This window comes from Aliiroseovarius sp. D2-2 (assembly GCF_055809455.1).
In genome coordinates this window covers 2,941,703-2,963,596 of record NZ_CM147913.1, presented here as the reverse complement: position 1 = coordinate 2,963,596, position 21,894 = coordinate 2,941,703, and the positions used below count along the sequence as shown (strand labels likewise).

The following is a 21,894-nucleotide window of genomic DNA, read 5'->3' as shown; positions in this document are numbered from 1 at the left end:
GAGAAGACGATGTCGAACGATCCCCTTTTGCAGCCTTATCAATTGGGTCACCTGACCTTGAGAAACCGGATCATGACGACCAGCCATGAACCGGCCTATCCTGAAGATGGGATGCCAAAAGAACGTTATGCAGCCTATCACGCAGAGCGTGCGAAGGCGGGTGTGGCGATGGCGATGACGGCTGGATCGGCGGCCGTGTCGAAAAACAGCCCACCGGTGTTCAACAACATCCTTGCCTATAAGGACGAGGTGGTGCCGTGGATCAAGAATCTCACCGATGCGGTGCATGAACATGGTGCGGCCTGCATGATCCAACTGACCCATTTGGGGCGTCGCACGGGTTGGAATAAAGGCGACTGGTTGCCACCGGTCTGCTCCACACCGCATCGGGAACCTGCGCATCGTGCGTTCCCGAAATTGGCCGAGGATTGGGATATTTCCCGGATCATTTCTGACTTTGCGGACGCGGCCGAGCGGATGAAAGCAGGTGGTATGGACGGGGTCGAGATCATGACCCACGGGCATTTGCTGGATCAGTTCATCTCGCCTCTGACCAATCATCTTGATGGTCCCTATGGCGGTGATCTGTCCGGACGGATGAAGCTGACGTTGGACATCATTGATGCCGTACGCAAACGCGTTGGCGACGAGTTTATCCTTGGTGTGCGCTTTGCCCCGGACGAGGTGGAAGACGGCGGCATTGACCCGGATATGGGTATGGAGATTGCCAAAATGCTGCGCGACAGCGGCCAGGTCCAGTATCTGAACATCAACCGTGGGCGTATTCATACGGATCCGGCGATGACAGATATGATCCCAATTCAGGGTGCGCCTTCATCGCCGCATCTGGATTTCGCAGGGCGAGTGCGCGCTGAGGTCGGAATGCCGACCTTCCACGCCGCGCGCATCCCTGACGTGGCCACCGCACGCCATGCCATTGCGTCAGGCCAGTTGGATATGGTTGGGATGACCCGCGCCCATATGGCAGACCCGCATGTTGTGCAAAAAATCATAGAAGGTCGAGAAGAGGATATCCGCCCCTGCGTCGGCGCGACCTACTGTCTGGATCGTATTTATCAGGCAGGTGATGCGCTGTGTATGCACAACGCAGCCACCGGTCGTGAACTGACCATGCCACATGTTGCCGATCCGGCGGACGAAAAGCGCAAAGTGGTTGTCGTTGGCGCAGGACCGGCAGGGTTGGAAGCGGCGCGCGTCGCGTCCGAGCGTGGGCACGATGTGACCGTGTTCGAAGCGCAACCTGACCCCGGTGGGCAAGTGCGGCTGGCCGCGCAAACCCCACGTCGACGTGAGATGATTGGCATTATCGACTGGCGCATGTCGCAATGCGCCGCCCGTGATGTGACGTTCCATTTCAACACATGGGCCGAGGCCGTGGACGTGAAAGCGCTTGATCCCGATGTGGTGATCATTGCAACAGGGGGGCTGCCCAACCTGACGCTTTTCGAAACCAAAAGCGAACAGGAGCTGGCGATCAGCGCGTGGGATGTGATCGCGGGCGATGTGAAGTGCGCGGGTGATGTGCTGATCTATGACGAAAGCGGCGACCACCCGGCGCTACAAGCCGCCGAAATCGCGGCCGAGGCGGGTGCAAATGTCGAAGTCATGACACCTGATCGCATGTTCGCCCCTGACATCATGGCGATGAACCTTGTGCCTTATATGCGGTCGCTTCAGCCCAAAGGGGTGAAGTTCACTGTGACTGAGCGCCTTAAGAATGTTGTCCGCGATGGTAACCGCCTGAAGGTCACACTGGGTACAGATTACTCTGACTTCACCCGCGAGGCGACGTATGATCAGGTGGTGGTGAACTATGGCACAATGCCGATGGACGACTTGTATTTCGAGCTGAAAGAGATGTCGTTAAACCGTGGTGAGGTTGACCAAGACGCCTTGATCGCGGGCAAGCCACAAACGATCAACATCAATGCAGAGGGTAAGTTTCAGCTGTTCCGCATCGGAGACGCCGTGACGGCGCGCAATACGCATGCAGCAATCTATGACGCGCTTAGGCTGGTGAAAGACCTGTAAAGCTTAACCCTGCTGCGTGCGTTCGATATACGCGCGCAGCTCTTCCGCTTCATGACGGGCGTCGCGTAGACCATCCATGGCAGCGCGAAGTTCAGCTTCAGTCTGGTGCAGTTGATTTGACATCTCGGCCTCACGCGATTGCAGATAGGTGATCGCTTCATCACGCGTTTCTTCCGCGTCGTGCAGGGCTTGCGCCATCTTGTCCAGCTCGCTCATTTCGCTGCCTTGCACCTGAACGAAACGGTGGATCAGCCAATGGGCAAACCAGCCCAGCACGAATGCCACGAAAAGAATGATCGCGGTGACGATGATAAACTCGGTTCTGTTCATCGGGCTGTCCTTTGATGTCTATCAGCGGTCCGGGCGCGGGGCCGGGCGGACGTCATTGTCTTCAGGGGCGAAGACCTCTGGACCACTATAGGGTGGTTCCGAGGGTTCATCACCAGAATTCGGTGTCGGGTGCGGTCGCGTCAGAAGCTTGGTCGGCTTCCGGGCTTGCGGCGGCATTTGGAAGGGCGTCGTTAGGTGCGCTGGGCTCTTCTACAGGGCCTGCGGGTTCAGCAGCTTCTGGGCTTTCAGCCTCTGCCACAGGGGCGGTTTCCGAGGTGCTTACAGCCTCTTCTACGGCATTGGCTTCGGTTGCGGGAGCGTCAGTTTCAGCACTTGGTTCGCTGACGGTCTCTTCGGTATCGGTAGCACCTTCAGAAGCAGGATTGACTGGTGACTCCTCAGTTTCCGTGACCTCTGTCGCGGGTTCCGCCTCGGCCTCAGGTGCTATTTCCGCATCAGTGCCGCTTGCGCCTTCTTCTGTGGCGGTTTCGGCTTCTGGCGCTTCACCCGAAGGTTCGGCTGTTTCCGCGCCACCTTCCAGTGTGGCACCTTCAAGAAGGCGGAACTCGATCCGGCGGTTGGCTTCGCGACCAACGTCGGTCCCGTTGTCGGCAATCGGGTTTTCCTCGCCATAGCCAACGGCTGAGAGGTTCGATGTCAGGATGCGGCGTGACAGCAGCGCCGTAAGTACGGCTTGCGCGCGGTTTTGCGACAGGGCCAGGTTCATCTCTTCGCGGCCTTGGCTGTCGGTGAAGCCCGAGATCTTCCATTCTTACATCAGAACAGGTGCGCATGATTTCTGCGATCTTGTCGATCGTATCGGCGGCAGAGGCCTCGATGTTGGCTGATCCGGGCGCGAAGGTGATTTTCTTTTCTGCCAGAACCGCGTTGATGTTCGCCGCGCACTGTTCCGGGCTGGGCAGGTTCAAGGTCGGGTCCAGGCGTTCTTCGTAGGTGACATTGACCTGAAAGTTCTCAGACGCTCCCAGTTTTTCGCCCAGCAAGCGCGAGATCTCGGCGCTGGCCTCGGGGTCGCCAGTACGGCCACGAATGTCCACAACATCGGGCTGCACAACGACAACACCGCTGGCAACAAGTGACAGTGCTTCAAGCCCGGCCAATACGCGCGTGGGCCAGTTGCCCGGCAGTTCAGGATCAAGACGGGTTGCAGGATAAACCGAGCGCGTTCCAAACTTGGCGCGTGCAAAGCTTTCTGCAGCGCTGCGCAAGGCTTCGTCCGACAAACGACCGCGCAACTGGACCTGCCCTTCGGGGCTGAGTGTTGCGACAAACTCAGGAGTTGCCTCTCCTTCGCCGGTACCATCTATTTTAACCGGTTCAGGCAAAACAGAATGCAGCGAATACAGATCGGGCAGATTGCTTTCCAGTTCTCCCACCACACGATCAAACGTTGCTTGTGGGGTGGTGTCTTGCGCAATCAGCGTGACGTCAGCATCCGAAAATGTAACTGACCCGCCACCAAGCGTAGCAACAGCGTTGATGCCCATTACGGCAGCGTCAGCCCAGTCGGGGGACGGAACACCCAACCCGATAATGCAATTGGTGACCCCGTCCAATCCGGCTTCAGTCGCGGCCGAGATAATCTTGGCGCGCCCAATAGCGTTATGGGCCGAACAGGCATCGAAACGGGCACCTTTATCGTCAATCAGGAACCGCAATGTGAAAGGGGTAATCACGGGGCGGGGCGCGGAAATGTCAATCGACAGAAGAATAGAGCGCGGCGCTTTGCGCTTTAGGCTGCGCGCCCAGTCTTGTTGTTGTTCGGCACTGTCGGCCACCGCGGTGATCGAAACCTTGTCCGCATCCATCGAAATCTTCGATCGCGGCAATTTGGACAGTGCATAGAGCACATAGTCCAGTGTTGTTTCCCAATTGGCGGGAACGGCGTAATCGGCAACCTCAAGAAGGTCCGTCACATCCGTTTCGCCTGCGATGTCGCCTACTTCCTCAATCAGATCATCGCGGTCGGTCTTTGCAGGGATCAGGCCGATCATGGAAATGCCGGCATCGTTTCGAAGAACCTCGATCGAGAAACGCGGCGGCTCTACCACCTCTGCTTCCGGGATCGTCATGTTGTCTATGACCCGTGCGGCATCAACCTCACTGCCCGCTACAGACAGAGCGCGAAATCGCATGGCTTCGCTGGGGGCAATGCCAGATAACACAACTTGCAAACCGTCCGACTGGACGTCAGTCCACTCGTGGCCACGCAATGTCAAAGCATCCCGCACGGCATCTTCCGAGCTTCTTTCGATCACGTTGACCGAAATTATGGCCGCGAACAGGGCCAGAAATGCGCCGACCACAAGCGAGGCCGGGACCAGAAGAATTTGCGATGCGCGCATACGAAAGTGGGTCCGTTATCTCTTTGGTTTAAAGCTTCTTATGGGGTGTTGGGGCGGGGTGCAATCATACGATTTGGCTTGCGGCAAGAAATAGCACAAAAATCAGTCCGGTATCGCGATTGGATCGAAACAATTTCAGGCAGATTTCAGAACTGTCCGTGTCTAGCTTGCGCAGCTGCCACGCCAAGTGCCACCCCATGAACCACGTTCCCCCAAGTGCGATGACCAAGGTTAGCACATTGGCCGAGGGTGCAAGTGCAAATATCGTTGCAAAAGCAGACAGAGCAACGGTTGTCATCAGGAATAGCATCAGCCACTTGCGGCTGTTTTCCCCAAATAGGCGGGCGGTGGATTTCACGCCGATCAAAGCGTCATCTTCAGTGTCCTGATAGGCATAGATCGTATCGTAAAACAACGTCCAGGCAATGCCAGCGCCATAAAGCAGGATCGGGGGCCAACCGAGCGAACCGGTATGTGCGACCCAACCTACCAATGCCCCCCAATTGAATGCGATGCCCAGAAAGGCTTGTGGCCACCAAGTGAACCGTTTGGCGAAGGGATAGATCGCAACAGGTATCAGGGCTGCGATACCCAGCAGGAACGTCGCAGCATTGAAGGTCAGCAGGATGCCAAACGAGATCAGCGCTTGAAGTCCCATCCAAATAACCGCTTGTTTCACAGAGACTTGGCCCGATGGAATGGGGCGACTTTTGGTACGCGCGACCTGCCCGTCGAAGTCACGATCAGTGATGTCATTCCATGTGCAGCCCGCGCCGCGCATCAGCCAGGCACCTATTGCACACCCCAGCATGATCCATGCGTCATAAAGCCCAAACTCTCCGGTGCTGGCGGTGGCAAGAAGCAGGCTCCACCAACAAGGGATCAGCAAGAGCCAAGTGCCAATCGGACGGTCCGCTCGGCTAAGCCGCAGATAGGGGCGCGACCAAGCGGGTGCACGGTGATCAACCCAATTACCCCGATATGCGTCGGAAACCTGTCCGGTAGGGTCTGGCAAATCGGCGTTCGGGGTCATAGGTTTCCCTCATGAAACAGGCAAAAGTTCGGCTCTATGTAGATCACCCTTTGGCCGAGGGGCAAACCGTTTCGCTGGATCGCGACCAAGCGCATTATCTTTTTGGGGTGATGCGGATGAGCGAAGGCGACCGCGTAGCACTGTTCAATGGGCGGGAGGGAGAGTTTCCGGCCCGCGTGATTGAGGTGGGGAAACGCAAGGGTGTGTTGGAGTGTGAGGCGCAATCCAAGCCGCTGCACATGCCGCCTGACCTGTGGCTGTGCTTCGCGCCGATTAAAAAGGCGCGCACGGATTTCATTGTCGAGAAAGCTGCCGAAATGGGTGCGGCGCTGATCCAACCCATGTCGACCGAGTTTACAAATTCCGAACGGATTCGCCGGGAGCGCTTGCAAGCCCACGCGGTTGAGGCTGCTGAACAATGCGGCGGCACATATGTGCCCGAGGTCGTGGACCTGATGCGCATGGACAAGCTTCTGGATGCGTGGCCGGATGATCGCCAGATCATGTTTTGTGACGAATCCCTCGTAGGCGCCGCTGAAACCCTGACCGCTGCTAGCGGCCACCGTTGGGCGATCTTCATTGGTCCAGAAGGTGGGTTTTCGGACCGCGAACGCGCGCGACTTCACGCGATGGAAAACGCCCACCCGGTTAGCCTCGGCCCCCGCATTTTACGCGCGGATACCGCCGCTGTTGCCGCAATGACGATGTGGCAGCAGGTCTTGGGGGATTGGGGATGATCCGCCTTGCGCAAGCTGGGGATGAGCCTGCGATCGAGGCTTTCTTGGCGGGTCATGCTGAAACTAGCATGTTTTTGCGGTCTAACCTTTTGAATCTGGAATTGGGGCAGGGGGCTTCGCCGCGCTCGACTGATTTCTGGCTGGTTGAAAGGCCGGACCTGCAAGGTGTCGTCGGATACAGCAAGGCGGGTTTTGTGATGTGCCAGATGCCGGACGCGACCTTGGCGAATTGGCAGGCAATTGCGAAGCAGCTGAAGGGGCGACCCGTTGGTGGCATTATGGGTACATCGGAGCAGGTTGCATTGGGCAAACGCGGTTTGGGGTTGGAGGCTGCAACCTACTCCACAGATCGCGAAGAACCGCTTTATCGACTGTCTATTGGTCAGATGGTTAACCCTGAAATCAGGGGCAAGCTGCGTTCTGCTGGCGAGGATGATCTGGATCTGCTGACCGACTGGATCATCGACTATGACATGACCGCATTCGGGCTGGAACTAACCGATGACGTCCGTCAGCGCGCAGTTGGAACTGCAAAGGCTCATATAGGATCGGACTTGCACCGCATTCTTGAAATTGACGGCACACCCGTGGCCAAAACCGCCTTCAATGCCAGTCTGCCCGACTTGGTGCAGATCGGCGGGGTTTATACGCCGCCGGATTTACGATCACGCGGCTATGCGCGACAGGCCGTAGCGCTGCATCTGCAAGAGGTGCAGGCAAAAGGTGTTGAAACCGCAATCCTTTTTGCATCTGGACCACCGGCTTGCCGGGCCTATGAGGCGATTGGATTCAAGCAGATCGGATCGTATCAGCTTTCCCTTCTGACCGAGCCTCAGCCTTTAGGAGGAATGCAATGACCTTCGTTCGAACAGATGCGATGACCGCCTTGACCCGTTTCCGCGAAGCGCTGGTTGGCGTGGGCGTCGTGATCCTTGGCTTGTGGTGGGCGTGGGGCTCGCTTGGATTGATAAAGTGGATGGGATTGGCGTTGGCTGTGCTGGGCGGATTGATCCTGTGGTCAGGCCTTAGGCAGGCGCGCATCCGGTCGGCTCATGGGGGCGTTGGTGTGGTGCAGATTGATGAACGACAAGTGACCTATTTGGCCCCGGTGGGCGGCGGATTTGCGTCTCTGGATGACGTTGTGCGGATCGAGATCGGCCGTGACCTGTCCGGCTTGCCGGTCTGGAGGTTTCAGAAGTTTGGTGAAGTCTTGACCATTCCCGCCCGCGCCGAAGGGGCCGAGGCAATCTTTGACGCGCTCACGGCATTGTCCGGGGCCAATATCGACATCGCCATCCGGGCGGTGAATACGCCACCCAATGACACTGTCGTGATCTGGCAACGCGGCCTTACGAAGCTGCATTGACACTGGCGGCAGCTTGCCGCACGACTGGAGCCCCTAAGGGCGAATTCTTACAGGAGCCGAACATGTCCATTCCTCAGTCCGGTGGTGGTCCGATCACCCATCATGATCAATTGGCGCAACTGCTTGAAGATGGTTGTAAGCCGCGCGAGTCGTGGAAGATCGGCACCGAACACGAGAAGTTCGGCTATTGCAAAGATACGCACAAGCCGCTGCCTTATGATGGTCCGCGCTCGATCCTGAAAATGCTGGAAGGGCTGCGGGACCGGTACAACTGGACCGAAGTGCGCGAGGCGGGCAACCTGATCGGGTTGGAACGCGATGGGGCCAATATCTCGCTTGAACCGGGCGGGCAATTCGAACTGTCAGGCGCGCCTTTAGATAACATCCACCAGACCTGTGACGAGGTGAACGAACACCTGCGTGAAGTACACGAGATCGCGGACGAGATCGGCGCGCGGTTCATCGGTTTGGGTGCCGCACCTGAATGGACCCACGAACAAATGCCGGTGATGCCCAAGGGGCGTTACAAGTTGATGACCGACTACATGGATAAGGTCGGCACGCACGGCAAGCAGATGATGTATCGGACCTGCACGGTTCAGGTGAACCTCGACTTCGCGTCCGAAGCTGACATGGTGCAAAAGTTCCGCGTGGCACTGGCGTTGCAGCCCGTGGCCACAGCGCTGTTCGCCAATTCGCCCTTCTTCGAAGGCAAACCCAACGGCCACAAATCCTGGCGCTCACGCATCTGGCGTGATCTGGATGGCGCGCGTACTGGCATGCTGCCGTTCGTCTTTGAGGACGGCATGGGGTTTGAGCGCTACGTGCAATATGCGCTCGATGTTCCGATGTATTTTGTCTACCGCGATGGCCAATACATTGACGCGCTGGGCCAATCGTTCCGCGACTTCATGCAAGGCAAACTGCCCGCGCTACCCGGTGAAACCCCGACGCTGTCGGATTGGGCCGACCATCTGACCACAATCTTCCCCGAGGCCCGCATCAAACAATATATGGAGATGCGCGGCGCCGATGGTGGCCCGTGGCGTCGACTATGCGCATTGCCCGCCCTTTGGGTCGGGTTGATGTATGACCAATCAAGCCTTGATGCTGCGTGGGATCTGGCCAAAGGCTGGGACGCGGAAACCCGCGAAGCCTTGCGTGTCGCGGCATCCGTCGACGGCTTGCAGGCCGAGGTAAACGGCGTCCGTATGCTGGATCTGGCTGGTGAAGTGGTGAAAATTGCGGAAGGTGGCCTGAAAGCCCGCGCGCGCGTTGGCACAGGTGGCATGGTGCCGGATGAAACCCACTTCCTGAACGCGTTGCAAGAATGCGTCGAAGAAGGGCGTTCGCCTGCCTGTGAACTGCTCGGCAAGTATCATGGCGAGTGGGACGGAGATCTAAGCCGGATATATGACGAGTACAGTTACTGAGAACGACCTTACGTGGTGAAACAGCCGCTGGTTGCTTTGGTTTGGTCTCTTTCTTGAAGGGCTTCGCGAGGCCAAATAAAAACAGCAGACCAGGTGGCGGAACTCTTCTCGCCAACACGATTGGGCATGTTTCTGTTCGTTTTGAAGCCACCCAAAGAAGGGTGATGGATGCAGTCGTGTCTCACATAGCGGCGAGCGTGTGTTCCTGCCCACTACGAATATGATCTGCCAGTGATTTCTATACCTTGGTCGCATCACGTGCCAATGCGGCTTCACGCCTGATACACGCTGTCTTCTCTCTGCCTTTTGTCGAAACATGGACGACTGATACCAGTGCGTTGAATGCAAAGTTATTGCAGGCCAATACTACTCTGCAGCCAGTTAGCACGTTCCTGTTGCTTGCGTACCAATGCTAACTTGCGTTCGAGACGCTGCTTTTTTTCGGGCTTTTCAACATCTGCAATTTCAGTTTGTAGCAGCAGCGCCTTAGCTTCGAGCTTTTTGATAACCTTGCTGACATGATCTGGCTTGATCTTCCGGGTTTTTCCTTTCTCAAGCCGATCGTAATACTTGTCGAGCTTCTCGATCATGCTCTCAAGTCCCATGGCATCCTCCCGCACGCGACGCTCTAAACTGCCGCAGGTTTGTAATAGCATTATGACACGCGGTACCGATCATTGGCCACCGCCACTGCGTTGATTGGCCGACGCGGTCAGTAGCAGATCGGCCAGTTCCTCGTCCTCTAGGGCGAGAATGCGTTCGACTTCGGCCATGGCATCTTCAGTTTCGATGTAATACGCGCGTGCTGCCCCCAGCAGGTCGCGTATCGCGGCATAAGCATAGTTGGAGTCATTCAGGAATGATGTTGCAACGGTTGCTTCAAGTTCTTGATTACGGATCAGTACATCGATCCTTTTGTTGGTATCCTGCGCATCACTGAGCACCTGAACACGCTCCTGATCAAGCCACAAGCTTGACCGGTCTTCGGGATCAGCCAGATCCAGCTTGTTGATCTCGACCAAAATCCGCGCGATTTCTGTCCGTAGCTGATCATAGAGGTCGGTGATTTTGCCTTGTGGCGTTTGTGTATATCGCGTGGCGTTTCGCCTTAGATGTTTGACAGCTTTCACCGCCCTAACGATCCGTCCGGCCACGTCACGTAGTGAATAGATATCGTCCATCACATCTTCGGGAATGTCCCTGGCACCAACGCGCGTCGCAAATTCAACAATTGCAGAATAAAGCGTTTTGATCCGCGCTTCGTAGCGTTCGTCGATGTCGAAGTCGACGGGTTCGCGGCTGGCGGCAACGGTTGCGGCGATGTCTTTGGTGGTGAAGATATCATGTCTGTGTAGGTTCAACCCGTGCACGATCAGTTCGACGGCATTGTCGTAAAGGTGTTTCACCTCGCTTCTCATTGCATGTTCAATGGTCTGCGGGAATTCATCCACTGCAGCAGACAGGTATTTCGGTTTGCTCAAGTCCTCTGCAGGTTGGACAATTGTTCGTTCTAAGAACACGATCAGTTTGTTCAGAAGCGGCAGCATGATCAGCACGCCAAGCGTATTAAAGATCGTGTGGAACACCGCCAGTTTCAATGTGTAATCGGTGTCGGCAATGCCAACGCCCGCGGATATGAAATCCACTGACATACGAATTGGACCAATAAAAATTAGGGCCACTCCTGCGGTGACCATGTTGAACACAAGGTGAGCCAGCGCCAGCCTCTTGCCTTGGAAATTGGCCGTCAGCGATCCGATGATGGCCGTAATCGTCGTACCGATATTTGCACCAATCGCCAAAGCCAAAGCGTTTTCATACGAGATTTGCGAGGCAGCGAGCGCCGTGATGATCAAAGTCATTGTCGCATGGCTGGACTGCATAACCACTGTCGCAGCCGTTCCAACCAACGTATAGACCAACAGCCCAAGCAAACCGGTCAGGGCAAATCTGGTCAGATCAAACTGATCTTTAAATGCCTCGAACCCCTCTTTCATGTGGTGGATGCCCAAAAACAGGAAGCCAAGTCCCGCAAGGACAAATCCCGCGCCCCGCCAGTACTTGTTCTTCTGGAACACAAGCACAATGGCGATGGCGAGCATGGGCAAAGCATAGGACGAGATTTTTACCTTCAGCCCAAAACCGGCCACCAGCCAAGCACCCGTTGTGGTGCCGATGTTCGCGCCAAAGATGATCCCGACGCCGGCAATAAGGGAAATTAGCCCTGCCGATAGAAACGAAATGGTAATCACCGACACCAATGAGCTGGACTGCATAATCGTGGTCGATAATATTCCGAAGCCCAGCGACTTCGGAACCGATCCGGTTGCCTTCTCAAGCATTTTTTCCAGAATGCCACCGCTGAACAACTTGAAGCCGTCTTCAAGCATCAGCATGCCGAACAAGAAAATCGCCACCCCTGCGGCGATCTCTTGAAAGTCACTGCTGGCCCAGAACCCAAGGGTCAGGATCAGAAGAATGACCGGAACAAGCAGTTTTTTCATCATGAGGATTGCTCGCTCCCTATGGCAACATCATGCCGCGAAGGACAAAATAGAAAAGCGCCGCAAGGACGGCCGAAATTGGCACCGTGATGATCCAAGCCGAAACGATTTTAAATAGCGATGCACGATGCACCAGCTGGCGCTTCAATGCCTTTTGAAGCACTTTACGTTCTGCGGCATCAATCACAGCCTCGGGGCCCATCTTTTTGAGCTCATTGAGCATGCGCTGCTTGTCTTCCGGCGGAGCATTGCGGAACGTCATCAAAACTTGCTCGGCAATAGCAAAATCTTTCTCGCCTTCGTGCTTGTGCAGCACATCTTCAACAACTTTACCCATGCGTGTTTCCAGAAACTCGCGCAGAAAGCCAACACCAAAGACTGCGCCAAGGGCGACGTGGGTTGAGCTGATTGGCATGCCAAGCTGACTTGCGAAAATAACGGTGATTGCAGCGGCAAGCGCGATACAAAACGCACGCGAGCGGTCCAGTTCTGTGATTTCAGAGCCGACAGTGCGGATCAGCTTCGGCCCGAAGAGTGCAAGGCCAATCGAGATGCCGATAGCCCCGATCACCATAACCCACAAAGGAATCGCCACTTTTGATGCGCCGCCTTCTGTTTGCGTGAGCGCATCGACAACACCCGCCAGAGGTCCAACAGCGTTCGCCACGTCATTGGCGCCATGGGCAAAGCTTAAAAGCGCAGCCGAGATGATCAGAGGAATAGTAAAAAGCTTGTTCACGCCCTCTGTCGAGTTTTCAAGCTTCGGTGCGGCTGCGTTGATTATCGGGCGCACAACAATTATCGCCACAAGGCCCGCAACAAGGCCAATTAGCATCGCTGTAGAAAACTCGATTTTAATCAATTTCTTGATGCCTTTGAGGGCGATATAAGTTGTGAAAGCCCACGTCATGATGCCGATCATGAATGGCACCACCTTGCGCGCATTCTCAACAAGATCATCTTTGAAGAAGATGGTCTTTTTCAGGATGAACAGGAACAGCGCTGCAATGATCCCACCTGTAACAGGCGAGACAACCCAAGACAGAGCAATCTTCCCCATCGAATCCCAGTTGACGACATCCCAGCCAACAGCGGCAATGCCTGCTCCCATCACGCCACCAACGATCGAATGAGTGGTCGAGACAGGCGCACCAAGCCAAGTTGCGGTGTTAAGCCAAAGGGCCGCGCCTATCAGCGCACCCATCATCACCCAGATGAATACATTTGGGTCTGATACATTTGCTGGATCAATGATCCCTTTCTTGACGGTCGAAACCACATCACCACCTGCAATGATTGCGCCGGCAGCCTCAAATATGGCGGCGATTACAATCGCTCCTGTCAAGGTCAGCGCGTAGGATCCAACAGCGGGACCAACGTTGTTTGCAACATCGTTCGCCCCAATGTTCATCGCCATATAGGCACCGATTACTGCTGCTGCGATGAGCAGGAACAGCTGATCGACGTGAGCGTATCTTGTACCCGTGTAAAGAATGACAGCGACCACAAAAAGGATGGCGGTCCCCAGCCGACCAACTTCTGATCGACTTAGATTTGTGGCGTTTTCGATCTGCAGATAGTCTTTGACTTTCAAAGTTTATCCCCCCAGCAAATTGTGTGGCAAAGCAACCAGCCACCGCGAAACAGCGGGGCCAGTATCTTGGCTTCCATTTTGTGTTGCTTAATCGGCGGCCATCATGACGCAGATCATTGACTGCATAGGTTCTGAGGGCTGTTGATATTTTTGTCACAAGCCTTTTCGGAGGACCATTCTGATCAGGATCAATGTGTCCCAACGAGTCGAGATGTATTGTGCAAGAGGATTATACTAGCAGGATAGTCGATGAGTGAAATTCGCGAAGATATCTCGCAGACATTGCAACTTGGGAGCCAGCGGAGGAGTTGGCGGGTTTGGACCTTGTTCTCTCTTGCTGCGATCATTGCCATAGCTGTCATATGGTTTGCAGTCCTAATGCCGAGAGGGACCGATCGGGTTCAATACGAAACCGCCACTGCCGGACGCGGCGACCTTGTGGTAACAGTCACTGCAACGGGCACGATTGAACCCACGAACCTAGTTGAGATTTCCAGCGAACTATCAGGCACGTTGGCATCGGTCGAAGTAGACTTCAACGACAAGGTTACTGTCGGGACAGTGCTGGCGCGGCTCGACACGCGTAAACTTGAAGCCCAGTTGCTCATTGCCAAAGCGTCGCTTGACGCAGCCATCGCGCGCGTCGCTGTTGCACAGGCGTTACTGGACGATGCACGCGAGAAATACGAAGCCGCGCTTGATTTAGAAGCGCGTGGCGTGACCTCTCAACAGGTGTTTTCTACGAAGCAAGCGGCCTTCAAAAGGGCGCAGGCAGAGCTTCAATCAGCGGTGGCTGACAGAGCCTTGGCCGAAGCGAACCTTGATCTGCACCAGACCGACCTTGATCGCGCTTGTATCTGTTCCCCCATTGATGGTGTGGTGCTGGATCGCACAGTAGACCCGGGACAGATCGTTGCTGCATCTTTGTCCGCACCGATCCTGTTCACTGTCGCCCAAGACTTGGCGCAGATGGAATTGCAGGTGAATGTAGACGAAGCTGACATCGGCAGTGTTGCGGTCGGGAAAAAGGCCTCCTTCACCGTGGATGCCTATGATGAGATGCAATTCCTGGCCGAAATCACGCAAGTGCGAGTCTCGCCCGAGATCGTGGACGGAGTGGTGACCTATAAGACCATCCTGACCGTCGATAACTCGGACCTGTTGCTGCGCCCGGGAATGACCGCCACCGCCGAGATTGTCGTAGCCGAGATCATGGATGCCTTGGTTGTTCCCAACGCGGCGCTTCGCTACTCGCCCCCGCTGGAAATGGACGCGCCCGATGAAGAAGACCGCAGCGGACTTCTTGGCATGCTCATCCCCGACCGGCAGGGTGGAGACGCCACAATCGACAATAAGACGCTTTGGATTTTGAAGGACGGCGTTCCGCATGAAATCGCCGTCAACGTGGGCCAAAGCGACGGACGAATGACTGCGATCCAGCCAGGGTCCCTTGTGGAAGGCGACGTGTTGATCATGGATCAGATCGATGGCTGAGACCGCTATCGTCGAACTTGAAGATATAAGCCGCGTTTACGGCGAAGGCGACATTGCCGTGCGGGCGCTGGATCACGTTGACCTGACCATCGATGCAGGAGAGTTCACCGCAATCATGGGGCCCAGTGGGTCCGGCAAATCGACAGCAATGAATGTTATCGGTTGTCTCGATTCCCCGACAAGCGGCCAATACAGGTTCTGCGGAGTTGAAGTCGGGACATTGACGCGCGACCAGCGCGCGTTGCTTAGACGGCAGTATTTGGGTTTTGTTTTTCAGGGCTACAACCTTCTGCCGCGCACAAGTGCTTTGGCAAATGTCGAACTTCCTCTGATTTACAAAGGCGTTGCGCGCGCCGACCGTCAGGTGGCGGCGCTTGAAGCGCTGCGCAAAGTTGGTCTTGAGGAACGTGCCCATCACGATCCAAGCGAGCTGTCCGGCGGCCAACAGCAACGGGTTGCGATTGCCAGAGCGCTTGTCGGCAATCCGCAAGTTGTTCTGGCAGACGAGCCGACGGGAAACCTTGATACCAAGACATCCGTCGAAATCATCGAGATGTTGCAGCGTCTGAACCGTGACGAGGGTCTGACAATTGTCATGGTGACACACGAACAAGACATGGCGGACTATGCGGAACGGCTGATCTGGATGGTAGACGGACGCATCGAACGCGACGACCGCAAACCGAGGACCGCCTGAGATGCTGTGGGAAACCGTCCGCTTGGCAATTCAAGCCATTTTCCGAAACACGATGCGGTCGCTTTTGACGGTCTTGGGCATCGTTATCGGTGTGGCGGCCGTGATCGCGATGGTCACCGTAGGGCAAGGGTCAACCGCACAGGTCACGGCGGATGTCGAAAAGCTGGGAGCCAACGTTGTCATGGTGATGCCAGGACAAGACGTCATGCAAGGCGGACCCGGTGGGACCTCGGCAAAGATGTTCTCGCTCCGTATGAACGACGAGGTGCAGGACCAGATCTCTGATGTGGCGATTTCTGCACCGATCAGTCAAACCCGCGCCCGCGTGATCTTTGGAAACGAGAACCGCCGCACGGATGTGGTTGGAACTGATAACCGCTACTTCGAGGCCGCTCGTTGGGAACTGCTCCGCGGTCGCTTTTTTGAGACCGGCGAAATCCGATCCGGGCGAACAGTCTGCATCATCGGTGAAACTGTGCGCAAAAGCCTGTTTGGCAACTCGGACCCGATCGGAGAGACAGTCCGCGTTAAGACCTTATCGTGCGAAGTCGTTGGCCTTCTGAAGTCGAAGGGGGCGTCCACGTTTGGCAGCGATCAGGATGATTTCGTAATCCTACCGCTGAAGACCTATCATCGGCGTGTAGCGGGCAATACTGACGTTCTGGCCTTCTACATCTCCGTCCGCGATGGTGCGTCCATTGAGGACACGATGGACGAGATCACCATCCTAATGCGTGATATGCGCCGCATTGGTCGGGGGGAAGAGGATGACTTCGAAGTCCTCGATATGAAGCAGTTCGCGACGATGCTGTCGGGTATCACCGGCATCTTGACCGGCCTTCTTTCCGCGGTTGCGGCTGTCAGCCTTCTTGTAGGCGGCATCGGGATTATGAACATCATGCTGGTCTCGGTAACAGAACGCACGCGCGAGATTGGTATCCGTCTTGCGATTGGCGCACAGGCGCGTCAAGTACTTCTGCAGTTCCTTGTGGAAGCCATAATACTGTCTCTGATCGGTGGATTGATCGGTATCGGTCTGGGCCTTGGCCTTGCAATCCTCGGGGCGAAATGGCTCTCGATACCCTTTACGCCGGACTTCAGTGTGATCCTGCTCGCTTTCGGCTTTTCAGCACTGGTAGGTGTTGTATTTGGCTACTTTCCAGCGCGGCGCGCTGCACGGCTCGATCCGATCGAGGCCCTGCGTCACGAGTGACAAGCGCGCCAGTGAAGTTCAGGCAAGGCCAACCGGCCAAGGTTTATGAGACATCACGCCAGGGGATTTGAACTTCACCCTCACCTTTTGTGGACTTTGACTATCCGTGCGATCATGATCGAAACACCTACAATAACAAGATTATTGTGGGTGCGGGTGCAAGGGCGCAATACCCGTGGAAGACGGGCGTTTTCTTCGCCGGAACAAAGGGATATGACATGAGCAAGACTTCGCATCCCCCACGGCTGACCTGCTTTAAAGCCTATGACATTCGCGGGCAGATCGGTGTTGATCTTGATACCTCTGTGGCGCGCGACATTGCGGTGGCATTTGCACAGGTCATGGCGCTCAAGCGGGTTGTTCTGGGTCATGATTGCCGAACAACAAGCCCAGAGTTCCACAAAGCGCTGGCCGATGGGGTGGTGTCGATGGGGGTCGACGTAATCGACATCGGTCTTGCCGGTACCGAAGAGGTCTATTTTGCCACTGATCACTACGATGCCGACGGCGGGATCGAAGTGACCGCGTCTCATAACCCGATAGATTACAACGGTATGAAGCTGGTGGGACCCGGCAGCCGTCCTTTGACTGTGCAAGAATTTGACAGGCTGGCTGAGCTTGCGTCCGCAAGACCAGATCCGTGCACCGACAGCATCAACCCCGGCAAGGTAATCAAACACGACCCCCGGCCTGCCTATGCCACACATGTCACAAACCTTATCGACACGGCTCATCTGGGCCAATTGAAGTTTGTCGTAAATGCAGGCAATGGGGTGGCTGGCCCCGCTTTCGACGCAATCATTGACGCGCTGGGGGATGCTGCGCAGAACTTGGATGTGATCCGCATCAACCACACGCCCGACGCCCGCTTTCCCAAGGGTATCCCTAACCCCTTACTGGTCGAGAACCGCGCAGAAACGGCGGAGGCTGTGCGCCGCGAAAAGGCCGACCTTGGGATCGCGTGGGACGGAGATTTCGACCGTTGTTTCTTCTTTGATCACACCGGTGCGTTTGTCGAAGGGGAATACCTTGTGGGTCTGCTTGCCGCGGCATTTCTGATGGACGGTCCGGGCGAAACCATCGTGCACGACCCGCGTGTTATTTGGAACACCACCGATCAGATCATTCGGCACGAAGGCAAGCCTGCGGTTTCCAAAACAGGTCATGCGTTTGTGAAGCAGGTCATGCGTGATAGCGGCGCCATCTATGGCGGAGAGATGTCCGCCCACCACTATTTCCGCGATTTTATGTCCTGCGATAGCGGCATGATCCCCTGGTTAAAACTGATCGAGAATCTTGGTCGCACAGGGCAGACCTTGGCAGAACGGGTCGCCGACATGAAAGCAGCGTTCCCGTCTTCTGGTGAACGTAACTTTGTGGCGGATCATGCAAAGGCCTGCATGGAAAAGGTCTTAGCCACGTATGAAGCGCGCGCAAAAGACATCGATTGGCTGGATGGCCTGAGCATGACGTTCGACACGTGGCGGATGAACCTGCGCATGTCTTCAACAGAACCCTTGTTGAGGCTAAACATCGAAACCAACAAAGACGGCCCGCCGATCGAGACACTCGTCGCAGAGTTTGTGCAATTGATAGATGAGAGATGAAGGAACAAGGCACATCGTCTTTGTGATCCGCATTGACGAAGTTCTAGTGCCCTTTCCAGTATGCGGGATTAGCTGGGCAGGGCGAATTGATCTGATGATGCAGAAAACAGGCGTTTCGACCTTGCTACGATGCTAACAGCTTGAACGCCCAAACTGTCTCAATCTGGTGCCTCCGTCTCAGCTGTACCAAAAATCACTACCCCTAATCAGGCAACACCTTCCCTGGATTTATAATCGCCTTCGGGTCCAGCGCCTGTTTGATTTGCCGCATTACCTCCAGCGCCAGAGGATCCTTGCGCCGCTGCATTGACGGCAGTTTAGACAGCCCGATCCCGTGTTCGGCCGAGAAGCTGCCACCCATCTCGCGCACCACATCTTCAACTCGTTCCATGATCGGACCACAGAGCGTTGGATCACTGGGAAAGACGGCGTAGTGAATGTTGCCGTCGCCCAAGTGTGCGACCTCTAAGGCTTCGGCCTTTGGGTCCAGAACGGCAAGTTCACCGGCCATCCGATCCAGAAAGACTTCCAGCTTATCCAGCGGTAAGGCGATGTCGTTGTTCACCAGCGGTTGACGCCCCAGCACCACCTCGGCGGCGGCTTCGCGACGCTCCCACATTTCAGTGCGCTGGGCGTCGTTTTGGGCGATCACAGCGTCCAGAACTGCGCCTTCTTCCATGAAGCCCACCAGAACCTCCTCCAGATAGGTGGTTAGGGGTTGGCTGCCATCCGCATCCAGCTGAACGTCGCGTGGCGCGTTCGAGGCGATCTCGGCTAGGATGTTGATCTGGTGGCGGTTTTCGAAAGGTTGGCGCAGGTCGGGGCGTTTGACGGCAAGCGCGTCCAAATAGCTGCCCGGCATGTATTCGAACGCTTCAACGCCGCCGCCGGTCACTTCTTGCAGACGGTTTAGCACCGACAGCGCTGTGTCCAGCCGATCCACGGCGATCATGGCCGTGGCGCGCGCGCCCGGCTCAGGCACCAGTTTCAACACTGCGCCGGTGATCACCGCCAACGTGCCTTCGGACCCGATCAGCAAATCACGCAGATCGTAGCCGGAATTGTCCTTGTGCAGCTCGCTCATCAGGTCGAGAATTTCGCCCCCCGGCAATACGGCTTCGATCCCCAAACACAGTGCGCGCATATTGCCGAATTTCAGCACATTCGATCCGCCCGCATTGGTCGCAAGCATGCCGGCAATCATACAAGATCCCTTCGCGCCGAAGGTCATCGGGAACCGCAATCCGTGCTCTGCGGAGGCGTCATGAAGCGCCTCCAGCACCACGCCACCGTCCACCACGGCCAAGCGGGCATCAGATTTGATGTCGCGGATGCGGTTCATACGGGCGAGCGACAAAAGCAGACTGCCGTCGCGTGCCTGCGCGCCGCCCGACAATCCAGTGTTGCCCGAAACCGGCACAACCGGCACGGCATAGTCCTGGGCCAGCGCCATGATCTGGCTGACTTCATGCGTTGATCCAGGGCGCAGCACGGCCAAAGGGGTGCTTTCGTATTTGCCCACCCAGTCGCGTGCCCAAGGGGCCGTATCATCACCCGTCAGCACATGTGTACCGCCAATGGCTTCACGCATTTCGTCCAGAATGCTCATTTGACCCCTCCTGTTTGCGGGCAGTCTAGGGCGCTGGGCTGGCAAGGCAAGGTGATCGGGCGTGACATAAGGTCGGCAGGATGTTAGCGATATCTTCCAGAACATACGGGAGGCCGAATTGACCCATATCCTCGCCATTGATCAGGGCACCACGTCGTCGCGTGCCATTCTGTTTGATAAGGACATGCGCCCTGCGCACACCGCGCAGCAGGAGTTCACTCAGCACTTTCCGAACTCGGGCTGGGTGGAGCATGATCCGGATGAAATCTGGGACAGTGTGGTCGCTACCTGCCGCACCGCGGTTGAGGGTAGGGACGTTACTGCCATCGGCATCACCAACCAGCGCGAAACGACGCTGGTTTGGGATCGCGTGTCGGGCGCACCCATTCACAACGCGATTGTCTGGCAAGACCGACGCACTGCGGAACGTTGTGCCGCGCTGAAAGCCCAAGGGCATGAGGCATTGATCACCGAACGTACTGGTCTTTTGTTGGACCCCTACTTCTCGGCTACCAAACTGGCGTGGATCCTTGAAAATGTTGAAGGTGCGCAGGAGCGGGCAGAGGCCGGAGAGCTGGCCTTTGGCACCGTTGATACGTTCCTGATCTGGCGGCTCACCGACGGGGCGTCCCATGTGACCGATGCAACCAATGCCGCGCGCACGATGCTTTACGACATCAAGTCCGGGCAATGGGACAAAGACATCTGTGATCTGCTGAATATCCCCATGTCGATGCTGCCAGAGGTGAAAGACTGCGCGGCTGACTTCGGGGTGACAGACCTTTTCGGGGATTCCGTGCCGATTTTGGGCGTGGCCGGAGATCAGCAGGCGGCCACCATTGGTCAGGCTTGCTTCGAACCGGGCATGTTGAAGTCAACATACGGTACCGGATGTTTTGCGCTTCTCAACACCGGAGACACGCCAGTAGCCTCGCAAAACCGGTTGCTGACGACAATTGCCTATCAGCTTGATGGCAAGCCGACCTATGCGCTTGAGGGGTCGATCTTCATCGCAGGCGCGGCGGTTCAATGGCTTCGTGATGGATTGGGAATTATCGAAAACGCTGCCGAGACCACAACGCTGGCTGACGCAGCTGATCCGGCACAGGACGTTATTCTTGTCCCAGCATTCACCGGAATGGGCGCGCCCTATTGGGATGCAGAATGTCGCGGGGCCATCTTTGGTTTGACACGCGGCTCCGGTCCAAAAGAATTCGCGCGCGCTGCTTTGGAAGCGGTGGGATTTCAGACCCGTGACCTGCTTGAAGCAATGCAATCCGATATAGGCGCAGACAGCGATGCCGTTCTGCGCGTGGATGGAGGTATGGCAGCGTCTGATTGGGCGATGCAATTCCTGTCGGATATCAATGGCGCACAAGTCGATCGCCCCACCGTGTTGGAAACAACAGCGTTGGGCGCTGCATGGCTGGCGGGCATGAGAGCGGGTGTTTACCCCGATCAAGCAGGTTTTGCGGAGGCCTGGGCGCTTGAGCGCCGTTTTACGCCCACGATGGACGCGGACACGCGGACCGCGCGCTATGCAGGCTGGAAAGACGCCGTTGCGCGCACGCTCAGTCGGTAGGGTCCTTCGACTTATAGATCCCCTCGGGCAAATTCAGGGCCGCTGTCAGGTCGCTTAGTTGTGAAAGCGAAAGGGTTATCCTGTGTATTAAATCTGTGCGGGGGTCCCATTGTTCCAAGGTCACACAATCTTCGAAGGCGTTAATCGTAACGTCTTCATTCAGGTGTTCCTGTCCCTCGTCCACAAGGGTAACAACGGTCGCGTCAAATTCGTGTTCTATGGTAAACATGTGATCAGTTTAGCGCGCAGAGCCACAAAGGCCAGCGTGTTTGGCAGA

The 21,894-nt window shown here is 56.2% G+C and carries 18 protein-coding genes; 10 read left to right on the top strand and 8 right to left on the bottom strand.

All coding sequences use genetic code 11. From position 1 onward, the window contains the following. Window positions 1–9 precede the first annotated feature (9 nt). Window positions 10–2,052 (top strand): FAD-dependent oxidoreductase, encoded by a 2,043-nt coding sequence (locus tag AC0L6A_RS14570; protein WP_473291038.1) that lies wholly within the window; start codon window positions 10–12, stop codon window positions 2,050–2,052. Window positions 2,053–2,055: 3 nt separating this feature from the next. Here the strand turns inward: AC0L6A_RS14570 and AC0L6A_RS14565 are convergent, their stop codons facing one another. The 3 genes from AC0L6A_RS14565 to ubiA all read right to left on the bottom strand — a co-directional run bounded on the left by AC0L6A_RS14565 (window position 2,056) and on the right by ubiA (window position 5,781). Continuing rightward, window positions 2,056–2,382, bottom strand: coding sequence for a hypothetical protein (locus tag AC0L6A_RS14565; protein ID WP_246928143.1), 327 nt, complete (start codon window positions 2,380–2,382; stop codon window positions 2,056–2,058). A gap of 109 nt (window positions 2,383–2,491) precedes the next feature. Further along, entirely contained in the window at window positions 2,492–3,109 is a 618-nt protein-coding gene (locus AC0L6A_RS14560; RefSeq protein WP_473291037.1) for an OmpA family protein, read from the bottom strand. Between the two features lie 1,703 nt (window positions 3,110–4,812). Next, complete coding sequence (gene ubiA, locus AC0L6A_RS14555) at window positions 4,813–5,781, bottom strand: 4-hydroxybenzoate octaprenyltransferase (protein ID WP_473291035.1); 969 nt, start codon at window positions 5,779–5,781, stop codon at window positions 4,813–4,815. A gap of 11 nt (window positions 5,782–5,792) precedes the next feature. Here ubiA and AC0L6A_RS14550 point away from each other — a divergent pair, with 11 nt between their 5' ends. From AC0L6A_RS14550 to AC0L6A_RS14535, 4 genes are all read left to right on the top strand, one after another. Beyond that, window positions 5,793–6,518, top strand: a complete 726-nt coding sequence (locus AC0L6A_RS14550; protein WP_473291034.1) for a 16S rRNA (uracil(1498)-N(3))-methyltransferase — start codon at window positions 5,793–5,795, stop codon at window positions 6,516–6,518. Then, on the top strand, window positions 6,515–7,375 hold the full coding sequence (locus AC0L6A_RS14545) for a GNAT family N-acetyltransferase (protein ID WP_473291033.1): 861 nt from the start codon (window positions 6,515–6,517) through the stop codon (window positions 7,373–7,375). Before AC0L6A_RS14550 ends, AC0L6A_RS14545 begins: the two co-directional genes overlap by 4 nt. Next, a complete protein-coding gene (locus AC0L6A_RS14540) occupies window positions 7,372–7,884 on the top strand; it encodes a hypothetical protein (protein ID WP_473291031.1) in 513 nt (170 codons plus the stop codon). The genes AC0L6A_RS14545 and AC0L6A_RS14540 overlap by 4 nt, the downstream gene beginning before the upstream one ends. Before the next feature lie 62 nt (window positions 7,885–7,946). Further along, a complete protein-coding gene (locus AC0L6A_RS14535; RefSeq protein WP_473291030.1) occupies window positions 7,947–9,317 on the top strand; it encodes a glutamate--cysteine ligase in 1,371 nt (456 codons plus the stop codon). A gap of 350 nt (window positions 9,318–9,667) precedes the next feature. Here the strand turns inward: AC0L6A_RS14535 and AC0L6A_RS14530 are convergent, their stop codons facing one another. The 3 genes from AC0L6A_RS14530 to AC0L6A_RS14520 are packed head-to-tail and all read right to left on the bottom strand — an operon-like array spanning window position 9,668 to window position 13,415. Continuing rightward, complete coding sequence (locus AC0L6A_RS14530; protein ID WP_473291029.1) at window positions 9,668–9,973, bottom strand: hypothetical protein; 306 nt, start codon at window positions 9,971–9,973, stop codon at window positions 9,668–9,670. Window positions 9,974–9,991: 18 nt separating this feature from the next. After that, the gene (locus AC0L6A_RS14525) at window positions 9,992–11,824 is read right to left on the bottom strand and encodes a Na/Pi cotransporter family protein (RefSeq protein WP_473291027.1); all 1,833 of its coding nucleotides are present in this window, start codon (window positions 11,822–11,824) and stop codon (window positions 9,992–9,994) included. 16 nt (window positions 11,825–11,840) lie between these two features. Then, entirely contained in the window at window positions 11,841–13,415 is a 1,575-nt protein-coding gene (locus AC0L6A_RS14520) for an inorganic phosphate transporter (RefSeq protein ID WP_473291026.1), read from the bottom strand. 378 nt (window positions 13,416–13,793) lie between these two features. Between AC0L6A_RS14520 and AC0L6A_RS14515 the strand changes: the two genes are divergently transcribed. The 4 genes from AC0L6A_RS14515 (at window position 13,794) to AC0L6A_RS14500 (ending at window position 18,426) form a co-directional block, all read left to right on the top strand. Then, a complete protein-coding gene (locus AC0L6A_RS14515; RefSeq protein WP_473291025.1) occupies window positions 13,794–14,909 on the top strand; it encodes an efflux RND transporter periplasmic adaptor subunit in 1,116 nt (371 codons plus the stop codon). Then, entirely contained in the window at window positions 14,902–15,606 is a 705-nt protein-coding gene (locus AC0L6A_RS14510; protein WP_473291023.1) for an ABC transporter ATP-binding protein, read from the top strand. Before AC0L6A_RS14515 ends, AC0L6A_RS14510 begins: the two co-directional genes overlap by 8 nt. Window position 15,607: 1 nt before the next feature. Beyond that, on the top strand, window positions 15,608–16,819 hold the full coding sequence (locus tag AC0L6A_RS14505; protein WP_473291022.1) for an ABC transporter permease: 1,212 nt from the start codon (window positions 15,608–15,610) through the stop codon (window positions 16,817–16,819). 218 nt (window positions 16,820–17,037) lie between these two features. Next, window positions 17,038–18,426, top strand: a complete 1,389-nt coding sequence (locus AC0L6A_RS14500) for a phosphohexomutase domain-containing protein (protein ID WP_473291021.1) — start codon at window positions 17,038–17,040, stop codon at window positions 18,424–18,426. 202 nt (window positions 18,427–18,628) lie between these two features. Here the strand turns inward: AC0L6A_RS14500 and AC0L6A_RS14495 are convergent, their stop codons facing one another. Next, on the bottom strand, window positions 18,629–20,035 hold the full coding sequence (locus AC0L6A_RS14495) for an FAD-binding oxidoreductase (protein ID WP_473291019.1): 1,407 nt from the start codon (window positions 20,033–20,035) through the stop codon (window positions 18,629–18,631). A gap of 118 nt (window positions 20,036–20,153) precedes the next feature. Here AC0L6A_RS14495 and glpK point away from each other — a divergent pair, with 118 nt between their 5' ends. Further along, complete coding sequence (gene glpK, locus AC0L6A_RS14490; RefSeq protein ID WP_473291018.1) at window positions 20,154–21,617, top strand: glycerol kinase GlpK; 1,464 nt, start codon at window positions 20,154–20,156, stop codon at window positions 21,615–21,617. On the opposite strand, the gene AC0L6A_RS14485 is transcribed toward glpK, so the two are convergent. Then, window positions 21,607–21,846, bottom strand: coding sequence for a hypothetical protein (locus tag AC0L6A_RS14485; protein ID WP_246928115.1), 240 nt, complete (start codon window positions 21,844–21,846; stop codon window positions 21,607–21,609). The genes glpK and AC0L6A_RS14485 overlap by 11 nt on opposite strands. Window positions 21,847–21,894 lie beyond the last annotated feature (48 nt).